General features: G+C 62.1%; 16 protein-coding genes. 8 read left to right on the forward strand and 8 right to left on the reverse strand.

The window, feature by feature from the left end; translation table 11 throughout:
• Nucleotides 1-7 precede the first annotated feature (7 nt).
• Nucleotides 8-685, reverse strand: coding sequence for a phage shock protein PspA (pspA, locus tag CHU95_RS08520; protein ID WP_094455681.1), 678 nt, complete (start codon nucleotides 683-685; stop codon nucleotides 8-10).
• Between the two features lie 13 nt (nucleotides 686-698).
• On the reverse strand, nucleotides 699-899 hold the full coding sequence (locus tag CHU95_RS08525; RefSeq protein ID WP_094455683.1) for a hypothetical protein: 201 nt from the start codon (nucleotides 897-899) through the stop codon (nucleotides 699-701).
• 250 nt (nucleotides 900-1,149) lie between these two features.
• Between CHU95_RS08525 and pspF the strand changes: the two genes are divergently transcribed.
• From pspF to infA, 3 genes are all read left to right on the forward strand, one after another.
• The gene (pspF, locus tag CHU95_RS08530) at nucleotides 1,150-2,280 is read left to right on the forward strand and encodes a phage shock protein operon transcriptional activator (RefSeq protein ID WP_094455685.1); all 1,131 of its coding nucleotides are present in this window, start codon (nucleotides 1,150-1,152) and stop codon (nucleotides 2,278-2,280) included.
• 216 nt (nucleotides 2,281-2,496) lie between these two features.
• A complete protein-coding gene (locus tag CHU95_RS08535) occupies nucleotides 2,497-2,706 on the forward strand; it encodes a cold-shock protein (RefSeq protein WP_094455687.1) in 210 nt (69 codons plus the stop codon).
• 78 nt (nucleotides 2,707-2,784) lie between these two features.
• Nucleotides 2,785-3,063 (forward strand): translation initiation factor IF-1, encoded by a 279-nt coding sequence (gene infA, locus CHU95_RS08540; protein WP_094455928.1) that lies wholly within the window; start codon nucleotides 2,785-2,787, stop codon nucleotides 3,061-3,063.
• A 66-nt stretch (nucleotides 3,064-3,129) separates the two neighbouring features.
• On the opposite strand, the gene CHU95_RS08545 is transcribed toward infA, so the two are convergent.
• Together CHU95_RS08545 and CHU95_RS08550 are read right to left on the reverse strand one after the other, a co-directional pair.
• Nucleotides 3,130-3,801: a CoA transferase subunit B gene (locus tag CHU95_RS08545; protein WP_094455689.1), complete on the reverse strand. Its 672-nt coding sequence runs from the start codon at nucleotides 3,799-3,801 to the stop codon at nucleotides 3,130-3,132.
• A 132-nt stretch (nucleotides 3,802-3,933) separates the two neighbouring features.
• Entirely contained in the window at nucleotides 3,934-4,635 is a 702-nt protein-coding gene (locus tag CHU95_RS08550; protein ID WP_094455930.1) for a CoA transferase subunit A, read from the reverse strand.
• 222 nt (nucleotides 4,636-4,857) lie between these two features.
• On the opposite strand from CHU95_RS08550, the gene CHU95_RS08555 reads away from it, so the two are divergent.
• Both CHU95_RS08555 and CHU95_RS08560 read left to right on the forward strand, forming a co-directional pair.
• Nucleotides 4,858-5,244, forward strand: coding sequence for a VOC family protein (locus tag CHU95_RS08555; RefSeq protein ID WP_094455691.1), 387 nt, complete (start codon nucleotides 4,858-4,860; stop codon nucleotides 5,242-5,244).
• A 126-nt stretch (nucleotides 5,245-5,370) separates the two neighbouring features.
• Nucleotides 5,371-6,006 carry a MarC family protein gene (locus tag CHU95_RS08560; RefSeq protein ID WP_245838055.1) on the forward strand — a complete coding sequence of 212 codons (636 nt, stop codon included), beginning with the start codon at nucleotides 5,371-5,373 and terminating at the stop codon, nucleotides 6,004-6,006.
• Nucleotides 6,007-6,050: 44 nt separating this feature from the next.
• On the opposite strand, the gene CHU95_RS08565 is transcribed toward CHU95_RS08560, so the two are convergent.
• On the reverse strand, nucleotides 6,051-6,992 hold the full coding sequence (locus tag CHU95_RS08565) for a methylated-DNA--[protein]-cysteine S-methyltransferase (protein WP_094455933.1): 942 nt from the start codon (nucleotides 6,990-6,992) through the stop codon (nucleotides 6,051-6,053).
• Nucleotides 6,993-7,202: 210 nt separating this feature from the next.
• Here CHU95_RS08565 and CHU95_RS08570 point away from each other — a divergent pair, with 210 nt between their 5' ends.
• Nucleotides 7,203-8,438: an aspartate kinase gene (locus tag CHU95_RS08570; protein WP_094455693.1), complete on the forward strand. Its 1,236-nt coding sequence runs from the start codon at nucleotides 7,203-7,205 to the stop codon at nucleotides 8,436-8,438.
• A gap of 27 nt (nucleotides 8,439-8,465) precedes the next feature.
• Here the strand turns inward: CHU95_RS08570 and CHU95_RS08575 are convergent, their stop codons facing one another.
• The gene (locus tag CHU95_RS08575) at nucleotides 8,466-9,470 is read right to left on the reverse strand and encodes a sensor histidine kinase (protein ID WP_094455695.1); all 1,005 of its coding nucleotides are present in this window, start codon (nucleotides 9,468-9,470) and stop codon (nucleotides 8,466-8,468) included.
• A gap of 143 nt (nucleotides 9,471-9,613) precedes the next feature.
• On the opposite strand from CHU95_RS08575, the gene addA reads away from it, so the two are divergent.
• Together addA and CHU95_RS08585 are read left to right on the forward strand one after the other, a co-directional pair.
• Nucleotides 9,614-13,129: a double-strand break repair helicase AddA gene (gene addA, locus CHU95_RS08580; protein WP_094455697.1), complete on the forward strand. Its 3,516-nt coding sequence runs from the start codon at nucleotides 9,614-9,616 to the stop codon at nucleotides 13,127-13,129.
• 68 nt (nucleotides 13,130-13,197) lie between these two features.
• Nucleotides 13,198-14,919, forward strand: a complete 1,722-nt coding sequence (locus CHU95_RS08585) for an acyl-CoA dehydrogenase family protein (protein ID WP_165772093.1) — start codon at nucleotides 13,198-13,200, stop codon at nucleotides 14,917-14,919.
• Between the two features lie 3 nt (nucleotides 14,920-14,922).
• Here the strand turns inward: CHU95_RS08585 and CHU95_RS08590 are convergent, their stop codons facing one another.
• Together CHU95_RS08590 and CHU95_RS08595 are read right to left on the reverse strand one after the other, a co-directional pair.
• Nucleotides 14,923-16,647 carry a stimulus-sensing domain-containing protein gene (locus CHU95_RS08590; RefSeq protein WP_245838058.1) on the reverse strand — a complete coding sequence of 575 codons (1,725 nt, stop codon included), beginning with the start codon at nucleotides 16,645-16,647 and terminating at the stop codon, nucleotides 14,923-14,925.
• Nucleotides 16,648-16,650: 3 nt separating this feature from the next.
• Complete coding sequence (locus CHU95_RS08595; RefSeq protein WP_094455701.1) at nucleotides 16,651-17,349, reverse strand: response regulator transcription factor; 699 nt, start codon at nucleotides 17,347-17,349, stop codon at nucleotides 16,651-16,653.
• Between the last annotated feature and the right edge of the window lie 236 nt (nucleotides 17,350-17,585).

Here is a 17,585-nt window from a genome sequence, read left to right on the forward strand (position 1 = left end):
GTCGGGGTTACCCCTGCTGATCCTTGGCTGCGAGCCTGGCCTTGAGTGCCGCCAGTTCCGACTCCACCTTAGATTCGGCTTCCAGTTCGGCAATCTCGTCCTCCAGGCTCCGCGCGCCACGGCCCATGCCCAGCACTTCAGAGCGACCTTCCAACACATCGAGGTTCCGTTCAACCTGCTCGAAGCGGGAGAAGGCATCAGTGATGCGGTCGTCATAGAGCTGGGTACGGACCTTGAGCCGGTTGGTGGCGGTTTTATGCCGCGCGATCAAGGCCTTTTCGCGGGTCTTGGCATCGGCCAGCTTCTGCTGCAAGGCGCCGATATCCTCGTTGGTCTTGGCCAGCGCGCTGTCCAGACGGCTCAGTTCGTTGGCCATCTGCTCGGCGGCTTCGGCAAGCTTGGCCTTGGCAACCAGCGCGCCCTTGGCCAAGTCCTCGCGGTCCTTGGACAGGGCAAATTCGGCCTTGCGCTGCCAATCCTCCGACTCGCGGCGGATTTCGCTGAGGCGGCGCTCGATCTCTTTCTTCTCTGCGACCGTCTTGACGGCAGAGGAGCGGACCTCGACCAGCGTGTCTTCCATTTCCTGGATGATCAGACGGACCAGCTTTTCCGGGTCCTCAGCGCGATCCAGGATGGCGTTGATGTTCGAATTGACGATGTCGCCGAGGCGGGAAAAAATGCCCATGTCGGGGTCTCCTTCAGGCAAGGGCAATGAAAAGGTTGCTCAAACCGGTGGCCACCGCAAGGATGATCCAGGCTTCCACCGGCACGGCCCGGAAATCCTCATAGAGGTCCCGGAACATGCCGCCCGCGGGCCGGGCAAAGAACCCGTCGGCGGACTTGGTATAGCCGGTTGCCGGCTGATCGGACATCCCATTGTCAAAGGTGAAGTCGGTCATGGCTGGCTTCCTTGCGATCTTGTTGTTTCCCCGGTGTCTGGAACATTATCAGCAAAGGGTGTGCCAACTTTAGGAAAGGGCGATACTTTCTTTTAATATCAATTGCTTAGTGATCTTTCTGGTCGTGAGCCAAAGATCGCCATGTGGTCAGGGGCTCACTCGTTGGCCATTTTCACCACTCGCTCGCCATTTCGCCTACTCTTCGCTAAGATGCTGATATTGGCAGTCAAAAAAGAGTGGCACCGGCCTCATGTCCCCCGCCATTTCCCCCCCCTCGCTGATCGGTCAGGCCCCATCGTTCCTGGGGCTTATGGAACATGTCTCGCAGGCGGCTCCCCTCAACCGCCCCACACTGGTGATCGGGGAACGGGGTACGGGCAAAGAACTGGTAGCAGCCCGCCTCCACTACCTGTCACCCCGATGGGACAAACCATTCGTGAAGCTGAACTGCGCGGCCTTGTCCGACACTCTGTTGGAAACTGAACTGTTCGGGCATGAGGCCGGGTCGTTCACGGGGGCGGCCAAGCGCCATGTCGGCCGGTTTGAACTGGCCGATGGCGGCACCCTGTTTCTGGACGAGATCGCGACCGCCACCCTGCGCGTGCAGGAGAAGATCCTGCGTGTCATCGAATATGGAGAGTTCGAGCGGGTGGGTGGCAATACCACCATTCAGATCGATGTGCGGGTGGTGGGGGCGACCAACGCCGACCTGCCGCGCCTGGCCGATCAGGGCAAGTTCCGCGCCGACCTTCTGGACCGTTTGTCCTTCGATGTTGTCACCATCCCGCCCATGCGCGCCCGGCCAGAGGATATTCCGATCCTGGCCGAACATTTCGGCGTGGCCATGGCCCGCGAACTGGGCCGGCCTTTTTTTGGCGGTTTTGCCCCTGATGCCATGCAACAGATGTTGGCCTATGACTGGCCTGGCAATGTACGTGAATTGAAAAATGTGGTGGAGCGGGCTGTCTATCGCGCCGCCGACCCGGAAAGCCCCATCACCGATATCCATTTTGATCCGTTCCAGTCGCCCTGGCGGCCCAAACAGATGTCAATTTATGAGGATGCGGCCCCGACTCCGATTGTGGTTGCTGTCCCTCCCCCCCTCCCCACGCCGGGCGCCCCCGTTGCGCCGGTCCCGGCGGTCAATCTCGGTCCCAGCGTGCCCGAGGGGCCGTGCGACTTCCTGGGCCTTATCGCCGACTATGAAAAGGTCCTGCTGCGCAACGCGCTGGAACGCAATCAGTTTCACCAGAAACGGGCCGCCGCTGATCTTGGCCTGAATTATCACCAGTTCCGGGGTTATCTGCGCAAATACGGCTTGCTGGAACGCCGCCATGGCCCGCGCGAAGCTGATGATGGGGATGAAACGGATGAGGGCTGATCATGGCCCCGCGCGGGGCCACGCGTCCCAGCCATGTGTGCCCCCGGCGTGATTAAGCTTGTGGTCCCATCAATTAGGGCCCATCCTCCGCCCGTCGACTTTGCTACTGGGCTATCTTCCGGCTACCGCTGGTTCTTCCCTGTCGTGACTTTGATGCCCGTGCCGCACTCTCGCGCCGGGCAGCTCCGAACGGGAACGATCCCAGGAGGCTTTATTATGACTACCGGTACCGTCAAGTGGTTCAATGGCACCAAGGGCTTTGGCTTCATCCAGCCCGAAGATGGCTCGTCTGACGTGTTCGTCCACATCTCCGCCGTTGAGCGCGCTGGTCTGTCCAGCCTAAACGAAGGTCAGAAGGTCACCTTCGACGCCGTTCGCGATCCGCGCAAGGGCAAGACGGCGGCTGAAAACCTGCGCGTGGCCTAAATCCACGTTCAGTAAACGGCTTTGGAGGGGCGGCGGCATGGTTTCATGCCGCCGCCCTTTCTGTTTCGGGAGTACAGCATGACCAAAGAAGAATTTATCGAATTTGAAGGTATCATCGCCGAGGCGCTGCCCGACGGGCGCTTTCGGGTGAAGCTGGAAAACGGGCACGAGATCATCGCTTATACCGCCGGCCGTATGCGCAAAAGCCGCATCCGTTCGCTGGCTGGTGACCGCGTTACAGTGGAAATGACGCCCTATGATCTCAGCAAGGGCCGCATTACCTACCGCCACAAAGATGAGCGTCCCGCTGGTGCCGGTGGCCCGCCGCGCCGTCCGGGAGGCCCGTTCAGGCGCTGACAGGCTGTCACAATGTCACAAGGGGGGGCGGGCGCTAACCCGCTCCCCCTTTATTCTGCGAATTGATTACGAGACCACCGCTTCGGCCACCTCAAACTCCGCTTCTGTCTTCGATTTGATCTCCTCTAGCGTGACGCCGGGGGCCAGTTCGATCAGGGTCAGCGGACCGTTGCCATGCTTGTCCACCTGGAACACGCCCAGATCGGTGACCACCAGGTCCACGACGCGCGTCCCGGTCAGCGGCAGGGTGCAGGCCTTCAAGAGTTTGGGGTCGATGGCGCCCGTCTTCTTGTCGACGGCGCAATGTTCCATCACCACCACGACTTTCTTGACGCCAGCCACCAGATCCATGGCCCCGCCCATGCCCTTGACCATCTTGCCGGGGATCATCCAGTTGGCGAGATCGCCATTGGCGGCCACCTGCATGGCACCCAGCACCGACAGGTCGATATGCCCGCCACGGATCATGGCGAAGCTGTCGGCGCTGCTGAAATAGGAGGAGGTGGGAAGTTCGGTGATGGTCTGTTTGCCAGCATTGATCAGGTCGGCATCCTCTTCCCCTTCAAACGGGAAAGGGCCCATACCCAGCATGCCATTCTCTGATTGCAAAGTGACATGCATCCCGTCCGGGATGAAGTTCGCCACCAGGGTCGGGATGCCGATGCCCAGGTTCACATAAAAACCGTCGCGCAACTCTTTGGCGGCGCGGGCGGCCATTTCCTCACGGGTCCAAGCCATTTTTGTTCCCCTCGAATTGAACTACCCCCTCAAGCGCCGGGCGTCGCCATCCAGCGACTTGGCTTGCGGCACCATGGGGTGCCGGGCCGCCGGTCGGCGGCCTACCCGCCACTCGCCGGGGCGAGCGTCGGATTAGTCGCGCTTGCGGGTGGTGCGCTGTTCGATGCGCTTCTCATGCGTGCCTTCGATGAGTCGCTGCACGAAGATGCCCGGCGTATGGACATGATCGGGATCGATCGTGCCGACATTCACCAGTTGCTCCACCTCCGCGACGGTGACCAGGCCCGCCATGGCCATCATCGGGTTGAAGTTGCGCGCGGTCTTGCGATAGATCAGGTTGCCTTCGCTATCGCCCTTCCAGGCCTTCACAATGGCCAGATCGGCGCGCAGGCCCCGTTCCATGACATAGGTTTCGCCGTCGAACGTGCGCAGTTCCTTGCCCTCGGCCACCAGCGTGCCGACGCCCGTCTTGGTGAAGAAGGCGGGGATGCCCGCTCCGCCGGCGCGGATGCGCTCGGCCAGGGTGCCCTGCGGGTTGAATTCAAGCTCCAGTTCACCTGACAGGAACTGCTGTGCGAACAGCTTGTTCTCGCCGACATAGGAGCTGATCATCTTTTTGATCTGCTTGGTCTCCAGAAGCTGGCCCAGGCCGAAGCCATCGACGCCGGCATTGTTGGAGATGACCGTCAGGCCGGTTACGCCCGACAGTTTGATGGCCGCGATGAGATTTTCTGGAATGCCGCAGAGGCCGAACCCGCCGGCCATCACGGTCATATCATTGCGCAGCAGCCCCGCCAGGGCCGATACAGCGTCGGTATAGACTTTCTTGCTCATGAGCGTGCCCCCGGCCTCCTCCATTATGTGGGCTTTTCTCTTGAGATGTACGGCGGTGCAGCATGGGTGTCAATGCGCCATCCCACATAATATGAAACATGAATCAATTTTCAAATCAGGTTTATCTGACAGGTGATAAAGGGTTTGCCACCGTGATGCCTTATCTGGCGGTTAACAGATGAAGATGTCCGGTTGCGGTCGGGCAAAAGTGGGAGCCTAACTGTGAAGATTGCCCATGTCGCCTTGTGGGTCGCTGATCTGGACGCAGCCGCCACCTTCTGGGCCTCCCATTTCGGGGCCGACATGGGCGACCTTTACGAAAGCCGCCGCCGCCCCGGCTTCACGTCCCGCTTCCTACGGTTGAAGGAAGGGGCCGTCATCGAACTGATGAGCGCGCCCTGGCTGTCCGGTGAGGGGGAGCAGGGCTGGGAACGCTATGGCTGGGCCCATATTGCCCTGTCGCTGGGGTCAGAGGCGGCGGTGGATGATCTCGCCGCCCGCCTGTCTGTCCTTGGCCTGCTGGACAGTGGCCCGCGCTGGACCGGCGACGGCTATTACGAAGCCGTGGTCAAGGACCCGGACGGCAACCTGATCGAGATCACCGTTTGATGACCAGGGTACGGCTGGAGCCATGAACCTGCCATGGCAGCCCTGTCGGGCTGGCATTTCACTGTAACCGCCGGTTGGGGTAGAGGATGTCCATCCCCCACATCCCCTGTTCCCGCCCCGGTGGCCATGATGACCGATCTGGTCCTTTCCACTTTCATCGCCTTTTTCGTCACCATTGATCCCATCGGTCTTGGCCCCATGTTTGCGGCCCTGACGGCGGGTATGGATGCGCGCCACCGCCGCCGCACCGCCGTGAAGGGCGTGCTGATCGGCACGGGCCTGCTGTTCGGCTTTGCCTTCATCGGCGAATTGCTGCTGACCTCGCTGGGCATCGGCGTCGGGGCTTTCCGCATTGCCGGCGGTATCCTGCTGCTGCTGGTCGCCATCGACATGGTTTTTGCCCGCGAAAGCGGCCTGCGCACCGCCACCGCAGAGGAAAAGGAAGAAGCGACGCACAAAGAAGACATCTCCGTCTTCCCCCTGGCCATCCCCCTGATCGCGGGGCCGGGCGCCATGACATCGGTCGTGCTGCTGATGGGCCGCGCCGATGGCGATGTAATGATGCAGGCGACCGTCCTGGCGGTTCTGTCGGGCGTGTTGCTGGCTACCCTGTTTGTGCTGATCTTCGCGGGTGAGGTGTCAAAACTGCTGGGCGTCACCGGCATCAATGTCATCAACCGGGTACTGGGCATTCTGCTGACGGCGCTGGCCTGTCAGTTCATCATTGATGGTGTCATTGAAAGCGGGGTTCTGGGACGCTGATTCCCCGGTCAATCAATAACGCTGACCGATGATTTGATGTTCCTTCACTCCCCCGCCAGCCTTGCGGCCTCCCAGGCCAGCAAGGTTCGTTTCTGCACAGGGCCCCAACGGTAATTGTCCAGAATACCGGTGCCCCGGATGACACGGTGACAGGGGATCAGCCAGGCAACCTTGTTGGCGCCCACGGCGTTGCCCACGGCGCGAGCGGCGCCGGGTTGTCCGATCCGGTCGGCGATACCGGCATAGGTCGCGACACTGCCGAACGGAATATCCAGCAATGCTCGCCAGACCCGCATTTGGAAGTTCGTTCCCTTCAGGTGAAGGGTCAGCGGCCCTTGGCCCTGCGTTGCCGGGTCCAGCGACGCGGCAGCGGCCTGCGTTGGGGTTGGGTCCTCAATCAGGGTGGCGTGCGGCCAGTCCCGGATCAGCGCTGTCAGTTGATCGGCCGGATCATCGCCTTCGCCGGTGAAGCCGAACCAACATACTCCCCGGTCGGTAGCAGCCAGCAGTGCAGCGCCTAAGGCCGTCCGGTGCAAAGCCCAACGGATGACCATGCCTTTGCCGGCGGCCTTGTATTCACCGGGCGTCACGCCTTCGGCCACCACGAACAGATCATGCAGGCGCGACGGGCCGGACAGCCCCAAATCCAGGCTAGCGCCCAGCAGGTCATTATCGCCATCGCGCCGCAGCAAGCCGCGCGCATGGCCCAGCGTGGCGAACTGGGAAAAGCGTTTCGGGCTGATACCGGCCCAGCGCTTGAACAGGCGCTGAAAGTGCCATTGCGTCAGCCCGGCATCGGCCGCCAGTTCCGCCAGCGAGGGCGGTTGCTGCCAGTCGCGGGCCAGCCGGCGCAGTGCGTCCGCAACCAGTCGCGCTCCGCCATCGACCGGCTGGGGGTCGCAAAGATCGACTATGGCCTCAGCTCGGTCTTCCATGGTGGTGAAGGCGTGGATCGGGGTGAAGGCGGGATTTTTCGCGGTCAGCATGATCGTTCCATTCATCGGCACATGAAAGCAAGATGAACCAGCCCCCTTGCCATCCCCACCCGAATGTTGCTGTAGCGCCCTTCTCATGGGTGTTGTGCGAGGGCAGGGGGGAGGCCCGCCTTGCGAAGGCACAAGCGGCAGGTTATGGATAGCCCGCTCCGGCACCGGAGCCTTTGCGAAAATTACCCTGACCCTTGATGGAATGGCGTTATGGCGCGGCTTGTCCTGAAATTCGGAGGCACCTCGGTCGGCGATATCGAGCGGATCAAGAATGTCGCTAAAAAGGTGAAACAGGAGGTCGATGCCGGGCACGAGGTGGCCGTCGTCGTCTCCGCTATGTCGGGCGTGACCAATCAGTTGGTCGATTACTGCAAGCAGATCGCGAAGGTGCATGATCAGGCCGAATATGACGCCGTCGTCGCCTCGGGCGAACAGGTGACGTCTGGCCTGCTGGCCATCGCGCTGCAGGAAATCGGCATCCCCGCCCGCTCCTGGCAGGGCTGGCAGATCCCGCTGATCGCCGATGAGACGCATGGCAAATCGCGGATCGAGCGGATCGACACCAGCAAGCTTTCTGAAAACATGTCCCAGGGTGTGGTCGGCGTCGTTGCCGGTTTCCAGGGCGTGACAGAGAAGGGGCGGATCGCCACTCTTGGCCGTGGCGGGTCCGACACCTCGGCGGTGGCGCTGGCTGCGGCCTTGAAAGCCGACCGCTGCGACATTTATACGGATGTCGATGGTGTCTACACGACTGATCCCCGCATCGTGAAGGCGGCCCGCAAGCTGCATCGCGTCACGTATGAGGAGATGCTGGAAATGGCGTCGCTGGGCGCCAAGGTCTTGCAGACGCGGTCGGTCGAAATGGCCATGAAGCACCATGTGCGGGTGCAGGTATTGTCAACTTTTGAACAGGCGGCTGGCTCCGAACTGCCCGGCACCCTGGTCGTGGACGAGGATGAGATCGTGGAACAGGAACTGGTCAGCGGCATCGCCTATAGCCGGGACGAGGCGAAGATCACCCTGATTGGCGTGGAAGATCAGCCGGGCGTGGCCGCGCGCATCTTCGGGCCCCTGACGGACGCCGCCATCAATGTCGACATGATCGTGCAGAACGTGTCGGAAGATGGCCGCACCACCGATATGACTTTTACCGTGGGTAAGGCCGATATTGATCGTGCCGTTCAGGTGCTGGAAAAGTCCAAGGATACGCTGAACTATCGCCGTCTGGTCTCCGACGCCAACGTCGTGAAGGTGTCGGTGATCGGTGTCGGCATGCGCTCCCATGCCGGTGTCGCCCAGCGCATGTTCAAGGCGTTGGCCGACCGTGGCATCAACATCCAGGTGATCAGCACCAGCGAAATCAAGGTTTCGGTCCTGATCGCCGAGGAATATACCGAACTGGCTCTGCGCTCCCTGCACACGGCCTACGGTCTGGACAAGGTTTGATCGCCGCGCCGGCGGCGGTGTATTCGCTTACGCCGCCGCCGGAAAAGCCAGACGGATACAGGTTCCTTGCCCGTTGTCGGCCCGCTCCGCCAATAGTTTACCGCCATGGCGCATCGTCAGCAGCGTTGCCAGATAGAGGCCCAGGCCTAACCCGCCGACACTGGCCGTCAGCGGGTCACCAGCCCGCAGGAAGGGACGGCCCATGCCGGCCAGGACTTCCGGGGGCAGCCCCGGCCCATCATCGACAATACTGACCACCACTTCCCCGGCCCTCGTCACCTCGCCCTTGATATGCACATGGCTGTGCTCGGGCGTGTGGCTGACGGCATTATCCAGCAGCGCGAAAAGGATCTGACGCAGGGCCAGTGGGTCCGCGTGCAAGATCAGACCATCAGGTACATTGTTTTCCACGGATGTCCGGCGATGTTGGGCACGGACGCGCGCCTGCCCCGCCACGCGCCCGACCTCTTCACGCAGATCCAACGGTTCTGGCGCCAGCGAGTGACCGGTTTCCGCCTCTGCACAGGCAACAATGCTTTCCACCAGTTCCAGCAGATGATGCCCGGCTTGTGAAATCTCCCCGGCATAATCGCGGACACGCTCGCCCGACTGAGGCACAGAAGGGTCGCATAGCATATCGGCAAAGCCGATCACGGCATTCAGCGGGGTCCGCAGTTCGTGGCTGACGGAGGACAGAAACTGACTTTTGGCCCGTTCCAGGGCGCGGCTTTCCATGCCTGCTTGACGCATGGCCTCCGCCGCCGCCTCCCGCGCGCGCAAGGCTTCTCCCGTTCGCTCCGTCAAACGACCGACCAGGGTCCGGACCAGCACAAACAGGATCAGCCCGGTAACGCCGACATAAAACAGGCCCTTGGCTGTCTGAAAGGCCGATAGATCAAAGGTGTCGCCAAACATGGCCTGGGCGGCCTGATCGGAAAAAATAATCCACAGGGCCGATACGGTGATGAACACAAAAGTTACCCGCAAGGCGGCCTTGTTTGGCACCGTTGCCAGCCAGCGTACTGTGTCCATGATGCCCCCGCACGTCAGGGAAGCGAACAATCTAAGAGAGCATAAACCACAATGGATGGGCGAGGAAAGTCAATCCATAGACACGTAAAGCGCGGCCGCATGCCCCTGGACCGGCCCTGCACCGCCCCTGTATTCTGCGCCGCATGACTGACACCCGCCCTATCGATCCCAATGTCCTGCAACGTTTGGCCTCCGACCCGGAAAGTTCGGTCTGGGTCGGGGCGTCGGCGGGAACCGGCAAGACCAAGGTGCTGACCGACCGGGTGCTGCGCCTGATGCTGGCCGGGACCGATCCGTCACGCATCCTCTGCCTGACCTTCACCAAGGCAGCGGCGGCGGAAATGGCCAACCGTATCGCCGATCGGCTTTCGGTCTGGGCGGTGGCGGATGAAGAAAGGCTGCGCACCAACCTGCATGCCCTGACCGGGCGGGAAGCATCACGGGCCGAGGTGGTCGCGGCCCGACGCCTTTTTGCCCGTGTGCTGGATACTGCCGGCGGCATGAAGATCCAGACCATCCACGCCTTCTGCCAATCGCTGCTGCGCCGATTTCCGTTGGAAGCTGGCCTTTCGCCGAATTTCGAGGTGATGGATGATCGCACGGCCGAAGAGTTGCTTTCGGAAGCAAAACAATCTGTTCTTCTCAGCGGACGTTACGAACCCGATTGTATTTTGGCGTCAGCCGTTGAACTGCTGGCCGGTTCGGTCTCGGAGGATGAATTCAATGATCTGCTGGCCAGCCTGACGGCGGAACGCGGACGGTTGCGGCGCAATCTGGAGGCGCAGGGTGGTCTGGAAAACGCCATCGCTGCGTTGCGAATTGCCCTGGGCGTCGCTGATGGGGACACGGACCTGACGGTTCTTTCGCGTGCCTGCGCCAGCACTGCTGTGGATGAGGTCGGTCTGCGCCGCGCTTGTGCGGCGTTGGCAACAGGTACAAAGGGCGATATCGAGCGGGGGATCAGTCTGCAGGCATGGCTGGACGCCAGCCCGTCGCAGCGTTTGAGGAACTGGGCCGACTACCTGTCATTATTCATCACGGGGACCGGGGAGCCACGCAAGGTCCTGATGACCAAAAAGCCGTCGGAAGCCGATCCGATGGCGTTGGAAATCCTTCAACGGGAAGCAGCGCGCCTGACCGCTGTGACGGAGGAGCGCCGCCGTGTTGCCGTGGCCAGCCACACCGCCGCCCTTCTGACCCTTGGCGAGGCGCTGCTGGACCGCTACCAGCGACTGAAGGATGGGCGGGGGGTGCTAGATTTCGACGATCTCATCCTGGCGGCTTCGTCCTTGCTGTCGGGCGGGGCGGCGGGAGAGGCCTGCGCCTGGGTATTGTTTAAGCTGGATGGTGGCCTGGATCATGTGCTGATCGATGAGGCGCAAGACACCAACCCCGAACAATGGGCTGTGGTATCAGCCATTGCGGAGGAGTTCTTCGCGGGCCTGGGTGCCCGGGACGACCGGATGCGCAGCCTGTTTGTGGTGGGGGATGATAAACAGTCGATCTTCAGTTTTCAGCGTGCCGATCCGGCCGAGTTTGCCCGGATGCGCAGCCATTTCGACGCCAAGGTCAATCAGGCATTACGCACCTGGCGCATCATTGATCTCCAGACCAGTTTCCGGTCGGTGGGGGCGGTTTTGGCCGCGGTGGACAAGATCTTCGCCGCCGGACTGGCCCGCGATGGGGTGGCCGCTCCTGACACCGAGGTACGACACATCCCCCATCGGCGCGGGATGGCAGGGCGGGTGGAAATCTGGCCTCTGGTCAGCCCCCAGGATACCGCCGATCCCGACCCTTGGTCGCTGCCCCTGGTCCCCGAACAAGCGGATAAACCGGTGGCGCGTCTGGCCCGCACCATGGCGGATCAGATCGCCCGCTGGTTGGCTGACGGGGAAAGGTTGATTGCCCGCAACCGGCCGCTGCGCCCTGGCGATATCATGGTGCTCGTGCGCAGCCGGGACCAGTTCGTGGGCCACTTGGTCCGTGCCCTGAAGGACCGTGCGGTGCCTGTGGCCGGTGTCGACCGCATGGTGCTGACCGAGCAACTGGCCGTCATGGACTTGATGGCGCTGGCCCGCTTCCTGGTATTGCCTGAGGATGACCTCAACCTGGCCGTGTTGCTCAAATCCCCGCTACTGGGGGTCAGCGAGGAGCAGCTTTTCCAGGTCGCGCATGGCCGTCCTGGGCGGTTATGGGCCGCTCTGACGGAAAGAGCCAAACAGGATCAGTCCCTGGCACCGGCGTGGGATTATCTGCGTGCTATTTTGAACGATACGGACTACCGCGCCCCCTATGAGTTGTTTGCCGGGGTGCTGTCGCGGCCCTGTCCAGCCGACACGAGGGGGTCGGGCCGGCGTGCCATCCTGGCCCGTCTGGGCGCAGAAGCGCAGGACCCGCTGGAAGAGTTTCTCAACGCCTGCCTGCTGTTTGAGCGGGAGCATGTCGCATCGCTGCAGGGGTTTCTCCATTGGCTGGAAGCATCGGAGGCGGAGATCAAACGCGAACTGGATACCGGCGGCGGCGACGGGCCGGGGCAGGTTCGCATCATGACGGTGCATGGTTCCAAAGGCCTGCAGGCGCCCATCGTATTTCTGCCCGACACAGTGCGTGAGCCGGACAAAAGCCCGAAAGTCCTTTGGCCGGAGAAACCCCTGGCGGGTGAGGGGCTGGTCGATCCGGGTCCGGCCCTGCCCCTTTATGTTCCGCGGCGGGGAATGGAGGATAGGATAGCAGGAGCGCGGCGGGCCATCGCCAACCGTCGCCGGGACCAGGAATATCGCCGGCTGCTGTATGTCGCCCTGACACGGGCAGAAGATCGGCTGATCGTCTGTGGCTGGGAGCAGCAACGCAAAACCGGGGGTGCGGGTTCCTGGTACCGGCTGATCGAAGCGGCGTTGGACGGCCTCGCCCGGCCGACGCCTTTCGATTTCACCGGCCTGTCGCCGGCAGGCTGGGCGGGTAACGGTCTGGTCCTCCAGGAGGAACAGACCGTGCCGGTGCCCGCTGCTCCACCAGTGGTGGCGGAGGTGGTGGCGGGGATAACGGTACCATCCTGGGCCGTGGCCCCGGCTCCGAAAGAGGCCAGCCCATCCAAACCACTGGCCCCGTCACAGCCCGATGCCCCGGAACCGGCAATGCGCTCTCCGTTGGGGGGCGATGATGGTCTGCGGTTTAAGCGTGGCAACTTGATCCATACATTACTGCAAGTGCTGCCGGAAACCGATCCGGCCCGCTGGTCAGCAGTGGCGGCGGCCTGGCTGGCGCGGCCTGCGCATAATCTGACACTGACGCAACAGGAAGAGATCGCCGCGGAGGCGCTGCGGGTACTGACCGATCCGGTCTTTGCGCCGCTTTTTGCGCCCGGCAGTCGGGCAGAGGTCCCGCTGGTCGGTCTGGTCGGTGACCGTGCATTGTCGGGCCGGATTGATCGTCTGTGCGTGACGGGGGATGCGGTGTGGATCGTGGACTACAAGACCAACCGGCCCCCACCCCGGGAGGTGGAAAAGGTTCCGGCGATCTATGTGCAGCAGATGGCGGCCTATCGGGCTGCGCTCTCCCGCATCTATCCCGGTAAACGGGTGCGCTGTGTCCTGCTCTGGACTGATGGGCCCTTCACTATGGAACTGCCGGACGGGTTGCTGGACCGCTTTTCGCCCTGACAGGCCGGGCCTTTCCCTTGGCTGGGGTTTCGGTCATGGTGGCCAGCAGATCCAGGGGGGAACCGGACATGACCGACGCCGCCGACTATCCGCGCACGGCGCGTGGCACAAATTTTTTCGACACTGACACTAACCTGATCCGCCTGCTGGAACGCCGGGCGCCGCATGTTTTGGAGGCGCATGAGGGGCGGTTGTCGGAATTTGGGGCCTGGGCTGGCCATGAGTTAGATCGGCAGGCGGAATATACTGACCGGTTCGCGCCGCCGCGTCTGGATCCCTATGATGTTGATGGCAACCACACGGGCCGGGTGGTGTTCAACCCAGATTACCTGACCTGTCATGCCGAAGCCTACCGGCGTGGGGCGGTGGGGCTGGCCTATCTGCCAGAAGGGCAGGGACCGACGGGTGCACCCAGCCATGCCGCCTGCTTCACCATGGGCTATATGCTGTCGCAGGCTGATATCTCCATCCACTGCCCTGTCACCATGACAGGGGCTGTGGCACATGTGCTTGACATGTTGGCTCCGGCGGCGGTGAGGGGCCGGTACCTGCCTGACATGATCCGTATGGATGGCAAGGCGCTATCGGGGGGCACCTGGGCCACTGAACGGCATGGCGGGTCGGATGTGGGGGCAACGACGACGCGGGCTGAACGGCGAAACGATGGTCACCGACTGCATGGCGTGAAATGGTTCACCAGCAATGCCGGGGCGGGTCTGGCCATGGCGACCGCACGGCCCGATGGGGCAGAGGCGGGGGGTAAGGGTTTAGGCTGCTATCTTGTTCCGTCCCACCTGGACGATGGTACGCAAAACCATCAGCGGGCGCGACGGTTGAAAGACAAGGCCGGTACGCGGGGACTGGCGACAGCGGAACTGGACCTGAATGGCTGTTTTGCCGTGGAACTGGCCCCGCCGCCCGACGGGCTGAAAGTGATGATGACGGCGCTGGAGTATAGCCGTATCCACAATGCCGTCGGGTCGGCGGGTCTGTTACGTCGCGCGTTTGTGGAGAGTGCGGGATGGGCGACGCACCGCGTGGCCTTTGGCAAGCCCCTCCGCCACTACCCGATGGTGCAGGACCAATTGCTGGACATGCAGATGGAGTTAGAGGCGACGACGGCGTTGGCGTTCGAGTCGGTATTGGCTTTTGACGCCCACCTGGCCGACCCGGATATGGGCGGAGACTGGCTGCGCCTGTCAACCGCGCTGGCGAAGTACCGGACAGCCGAACAGGCTGTGACGGGAAGTCGGCAGGCAGTGGAGATGGTGGGGGGCAATGGATATACCGACGAAATGCCAACCAGCCGCCTTTATCGCGATTGTCTGGTTGTTTCGGTCTGGGAAGGCCCGGCCAATATCCAGGCGTTGGAGCTGCTGCGGCTGGTGACGGGCAAGCGGACCGGGGATCAGATGTTCCTGGCCCGTGTCGGCACTATCCTGTCCGATCTGCCGCCAGCCGCCCAGGAACCGGCAGCAGAGGATGTGTCGGCCATTCTGGAGGGCGCGCTGGAAGAATGCCGGGCAGCACTTGGGTTCCTGCGCCGTCACCCGGACCAAGGCCCGCGCCATGGTCGCCGTCTATTGACCTTGATGGCAGATACGCTGGCAGCGGCTTTGTTGTGTGAAGAGGCGGTGGCAGAGCTGAAATGGGGTGACCGGCGCAAATGGTTGGTGGCCAGCCGTTTTGTTCTCAAGGTTCTGGGCAAGGCTGACCCGATCACGGCCAATATCGATCCGGCCAATGCCGCCTTTGACGCGGTCCTGGCCTATGAACCGGTGGATTGGTGAGGGTCAGCGCGGCAATACAACGGTGAACCTTGCGCCCTGTACTGTGCCATCCGGTCCCTTGATGTTGCCAGCGAAGATGCGGCCTTGGTGGGCGTCGATGATCTGTTTGGAGATCGACAGACCCAGGCCGGAATGTTTGCCGAACGCTTCGGACTTCGGCCTTTCGCTGTAAAAACGGTCGAAGATCGCGTCCAGTTTGCCCTCCGGAATGCCCGGCCCCTGGTCCTCGCAGGTGATTTCCAGCCGGTCGGGAAACGACCGCGCCGTGAACCGCACCAAGCCGCCCGGCGGGGAGAAAGAAAGTGCATTCGACAGCAGGTTCTGGAACACCTGCGTCAGGCGACCTTCCAGGCCAGGCACCACCAACCCGGACGTCGTGTGAGGCAGGTCGACTTCGACCCGGATTGGAACCGGCAGGTCCGACGGTGTGGCCCCCGTTTCCGCGGCGGCTTCGCGCAGGGCTTCGGCATTGCCCAAGGTGGCTTCGTGAATATTGGCCAGCATGGTCAGCATCTGGCCCACGTCTGCTGGTTCGGCCCGCGCGCGCGACAATTCAGCATCCAGCCGGCTGGCATTGGAAATGTCGCTGATCAGACGGTCCAGGCGTTGCACATCATGGTTGATGATGGCCAGAAGCCGCTGACGCTGTTCATCGGTCTTCACACGCTGTACTGTTTCGACGGCGCTGCGCATACTGGTCAGTGGGTTTTTGATCTCATGTGCCACATCGGCGGCAAAACGTTCGATCGCATCCATCCGGTTCCAGATGGCATCCGTCATTTCCCGCAAAGAGACTGACAAATCCCCTACCTCGTCCCGACGGTGGGAAAAGTCAGGGATGGTTACCTGCCGTCCATGGCCATGGCGCACCTCATCGGCAGCCTGGGCCAGACGACGGATAGGCCGGGCGATGGTCCCAGCCAGATAGAAGGACAGAAGGACCGTCACGCCGAGGGTGATGCCAAACAAACGCAGGATGTCCATGCGGAATTCCCGCACAGCTACGTCCACCGCCTTGCCGGACCGTGAGATATAGACGGCGCCGAGCACCTTCTTGTAGCGCTGCACCGGCACAGCAACGGTCAGCACCATGTCTGAACGCCCATCTGGCCGCCCGATGCGCCAGACATTGCTGCCCACCTCGCCAGCCAGAGCCTTCATCACATCCGTATAGTTTTCCGCCGAGGGGTCTTTCTCACTGGGGTAGGCCGGTAGATGCTCGCGTTCAGGCACGGCATTGACGATATAGTCATAAATGGCAATGCCGATTTCGGTCAGGCGGTTGCCATCACGCAGTGGCGGAAGTTCTTCGATCTGCACCGTCCCCTTGGACCCGCCCAGCACACGGCTGTCGGCGATCAGATCACCGTTAGGGGAAAACAGGCGGGTACGGGTGTCGGTGGTCTCCACCAACCGGCGCACCATCTGGCGGGCCAGTTCATAGGAAAGCTGGTTGGATGGTTCGTTGAATTCATCCGTCGCCGGCTGCATGGCGCCTTCACCGAGCGCACCGGCAAAAATCTTGGCCTCTGTCGACAGGGCCGACAGTTCCTTGTCGATCAGCCATTGCTGGTAGGTCGACAGGTAGAGCAAGCCACCCAGCAGGATGGCCAGGGCCAGCATATTGACCGCCAGAATGCGCAGGGTCAGCGGCGAGAAGTGGCGCACCCGCCGCCGGGGCGGCGGGGCGACCTTTTCGGCGGCCGGTTCGCCGAAGGGGCGTTTCACCCTTTATTCCTTATACTTGTAGCCAACACCATACAGCGTCTCGATCTGCTGGAAATCATCGTCCACAGCCTTGAACTTCTTGCGCAGGCGCTTGATGTGGCTGTCGATGGTGCGGTCATCGACATAGATATGCTCGCCATAGGCCGCATCCATCAACTGGTCACGGTTTTTTACATGACCGGGGCGGATGGCCAGCGCCTTGACCAGCAGGAATTCCGTGACCGTCAAATCAATGGCTTTGCCTTTCCAGGTGCAGAGATGGCGGGCGCCATCAAGCACCAGTTCGCCCCGCACCAGGGTTTGGCCGGGATCGGGGGCCGTCCCTTTGCCCTGCGCCAGTTCGGTCCGCCGCAGCAGGGTCTTGATCCGTTCGATCAGCAGTCGCTGGCTGAATGGCTTTTTGATGTAATCATCGGCCCCCATACGCAGGCCCTGCAGCTCGTCCGTCTCATCATCCTTGGAGGTCAGGAAGATGATCGGCATCTGTGTCGTCTGGCGCAAGCGCTGAAGCAACTCCAGACCGTCCATGCGCGGCATCTTGATGTCCAGCACCGCCATGTCAACCGGGCGCGTGCTGATGCCCCGCAGTGCTTCGTCACCGTCGCCATAAGTGCGAACCTCATAGCCTTCGGCTTCCAGTGCGATGGAAACGGACGTCAGGATGTTGCGGTCATCATCGACCAAGGCGATCACTTGGGCCACTTCTCATCTCCAACCTCTGGTCGGGCTGTTCAGGATGCCGTCCGAAAAACCCGGTATGCTTCACCGACTGCACTTTCAATATGTCATCAATGCGGCGCGGGGAAGAGCCCGCGTCGATATAAGACGACCGGTCATGGATCGCCATTGGCAGGCGGGGGCCGTCACAGGCGCTGAACGTAAAATACCCCCGGCATCGCGGGTGCGATGTCGGGGGTATAGAAGGCGGGCCTGGTTTG

It is taken from the genome of Niveispirillum lacus (assembly GCF_002251795.1).
Classification (GTDB): Bacteria; Pseudomonadota; Alphaproteobacteria; order Azospirillales; family Azospirillaceae; genus Niveispirillum; species Niveispirillum lacus.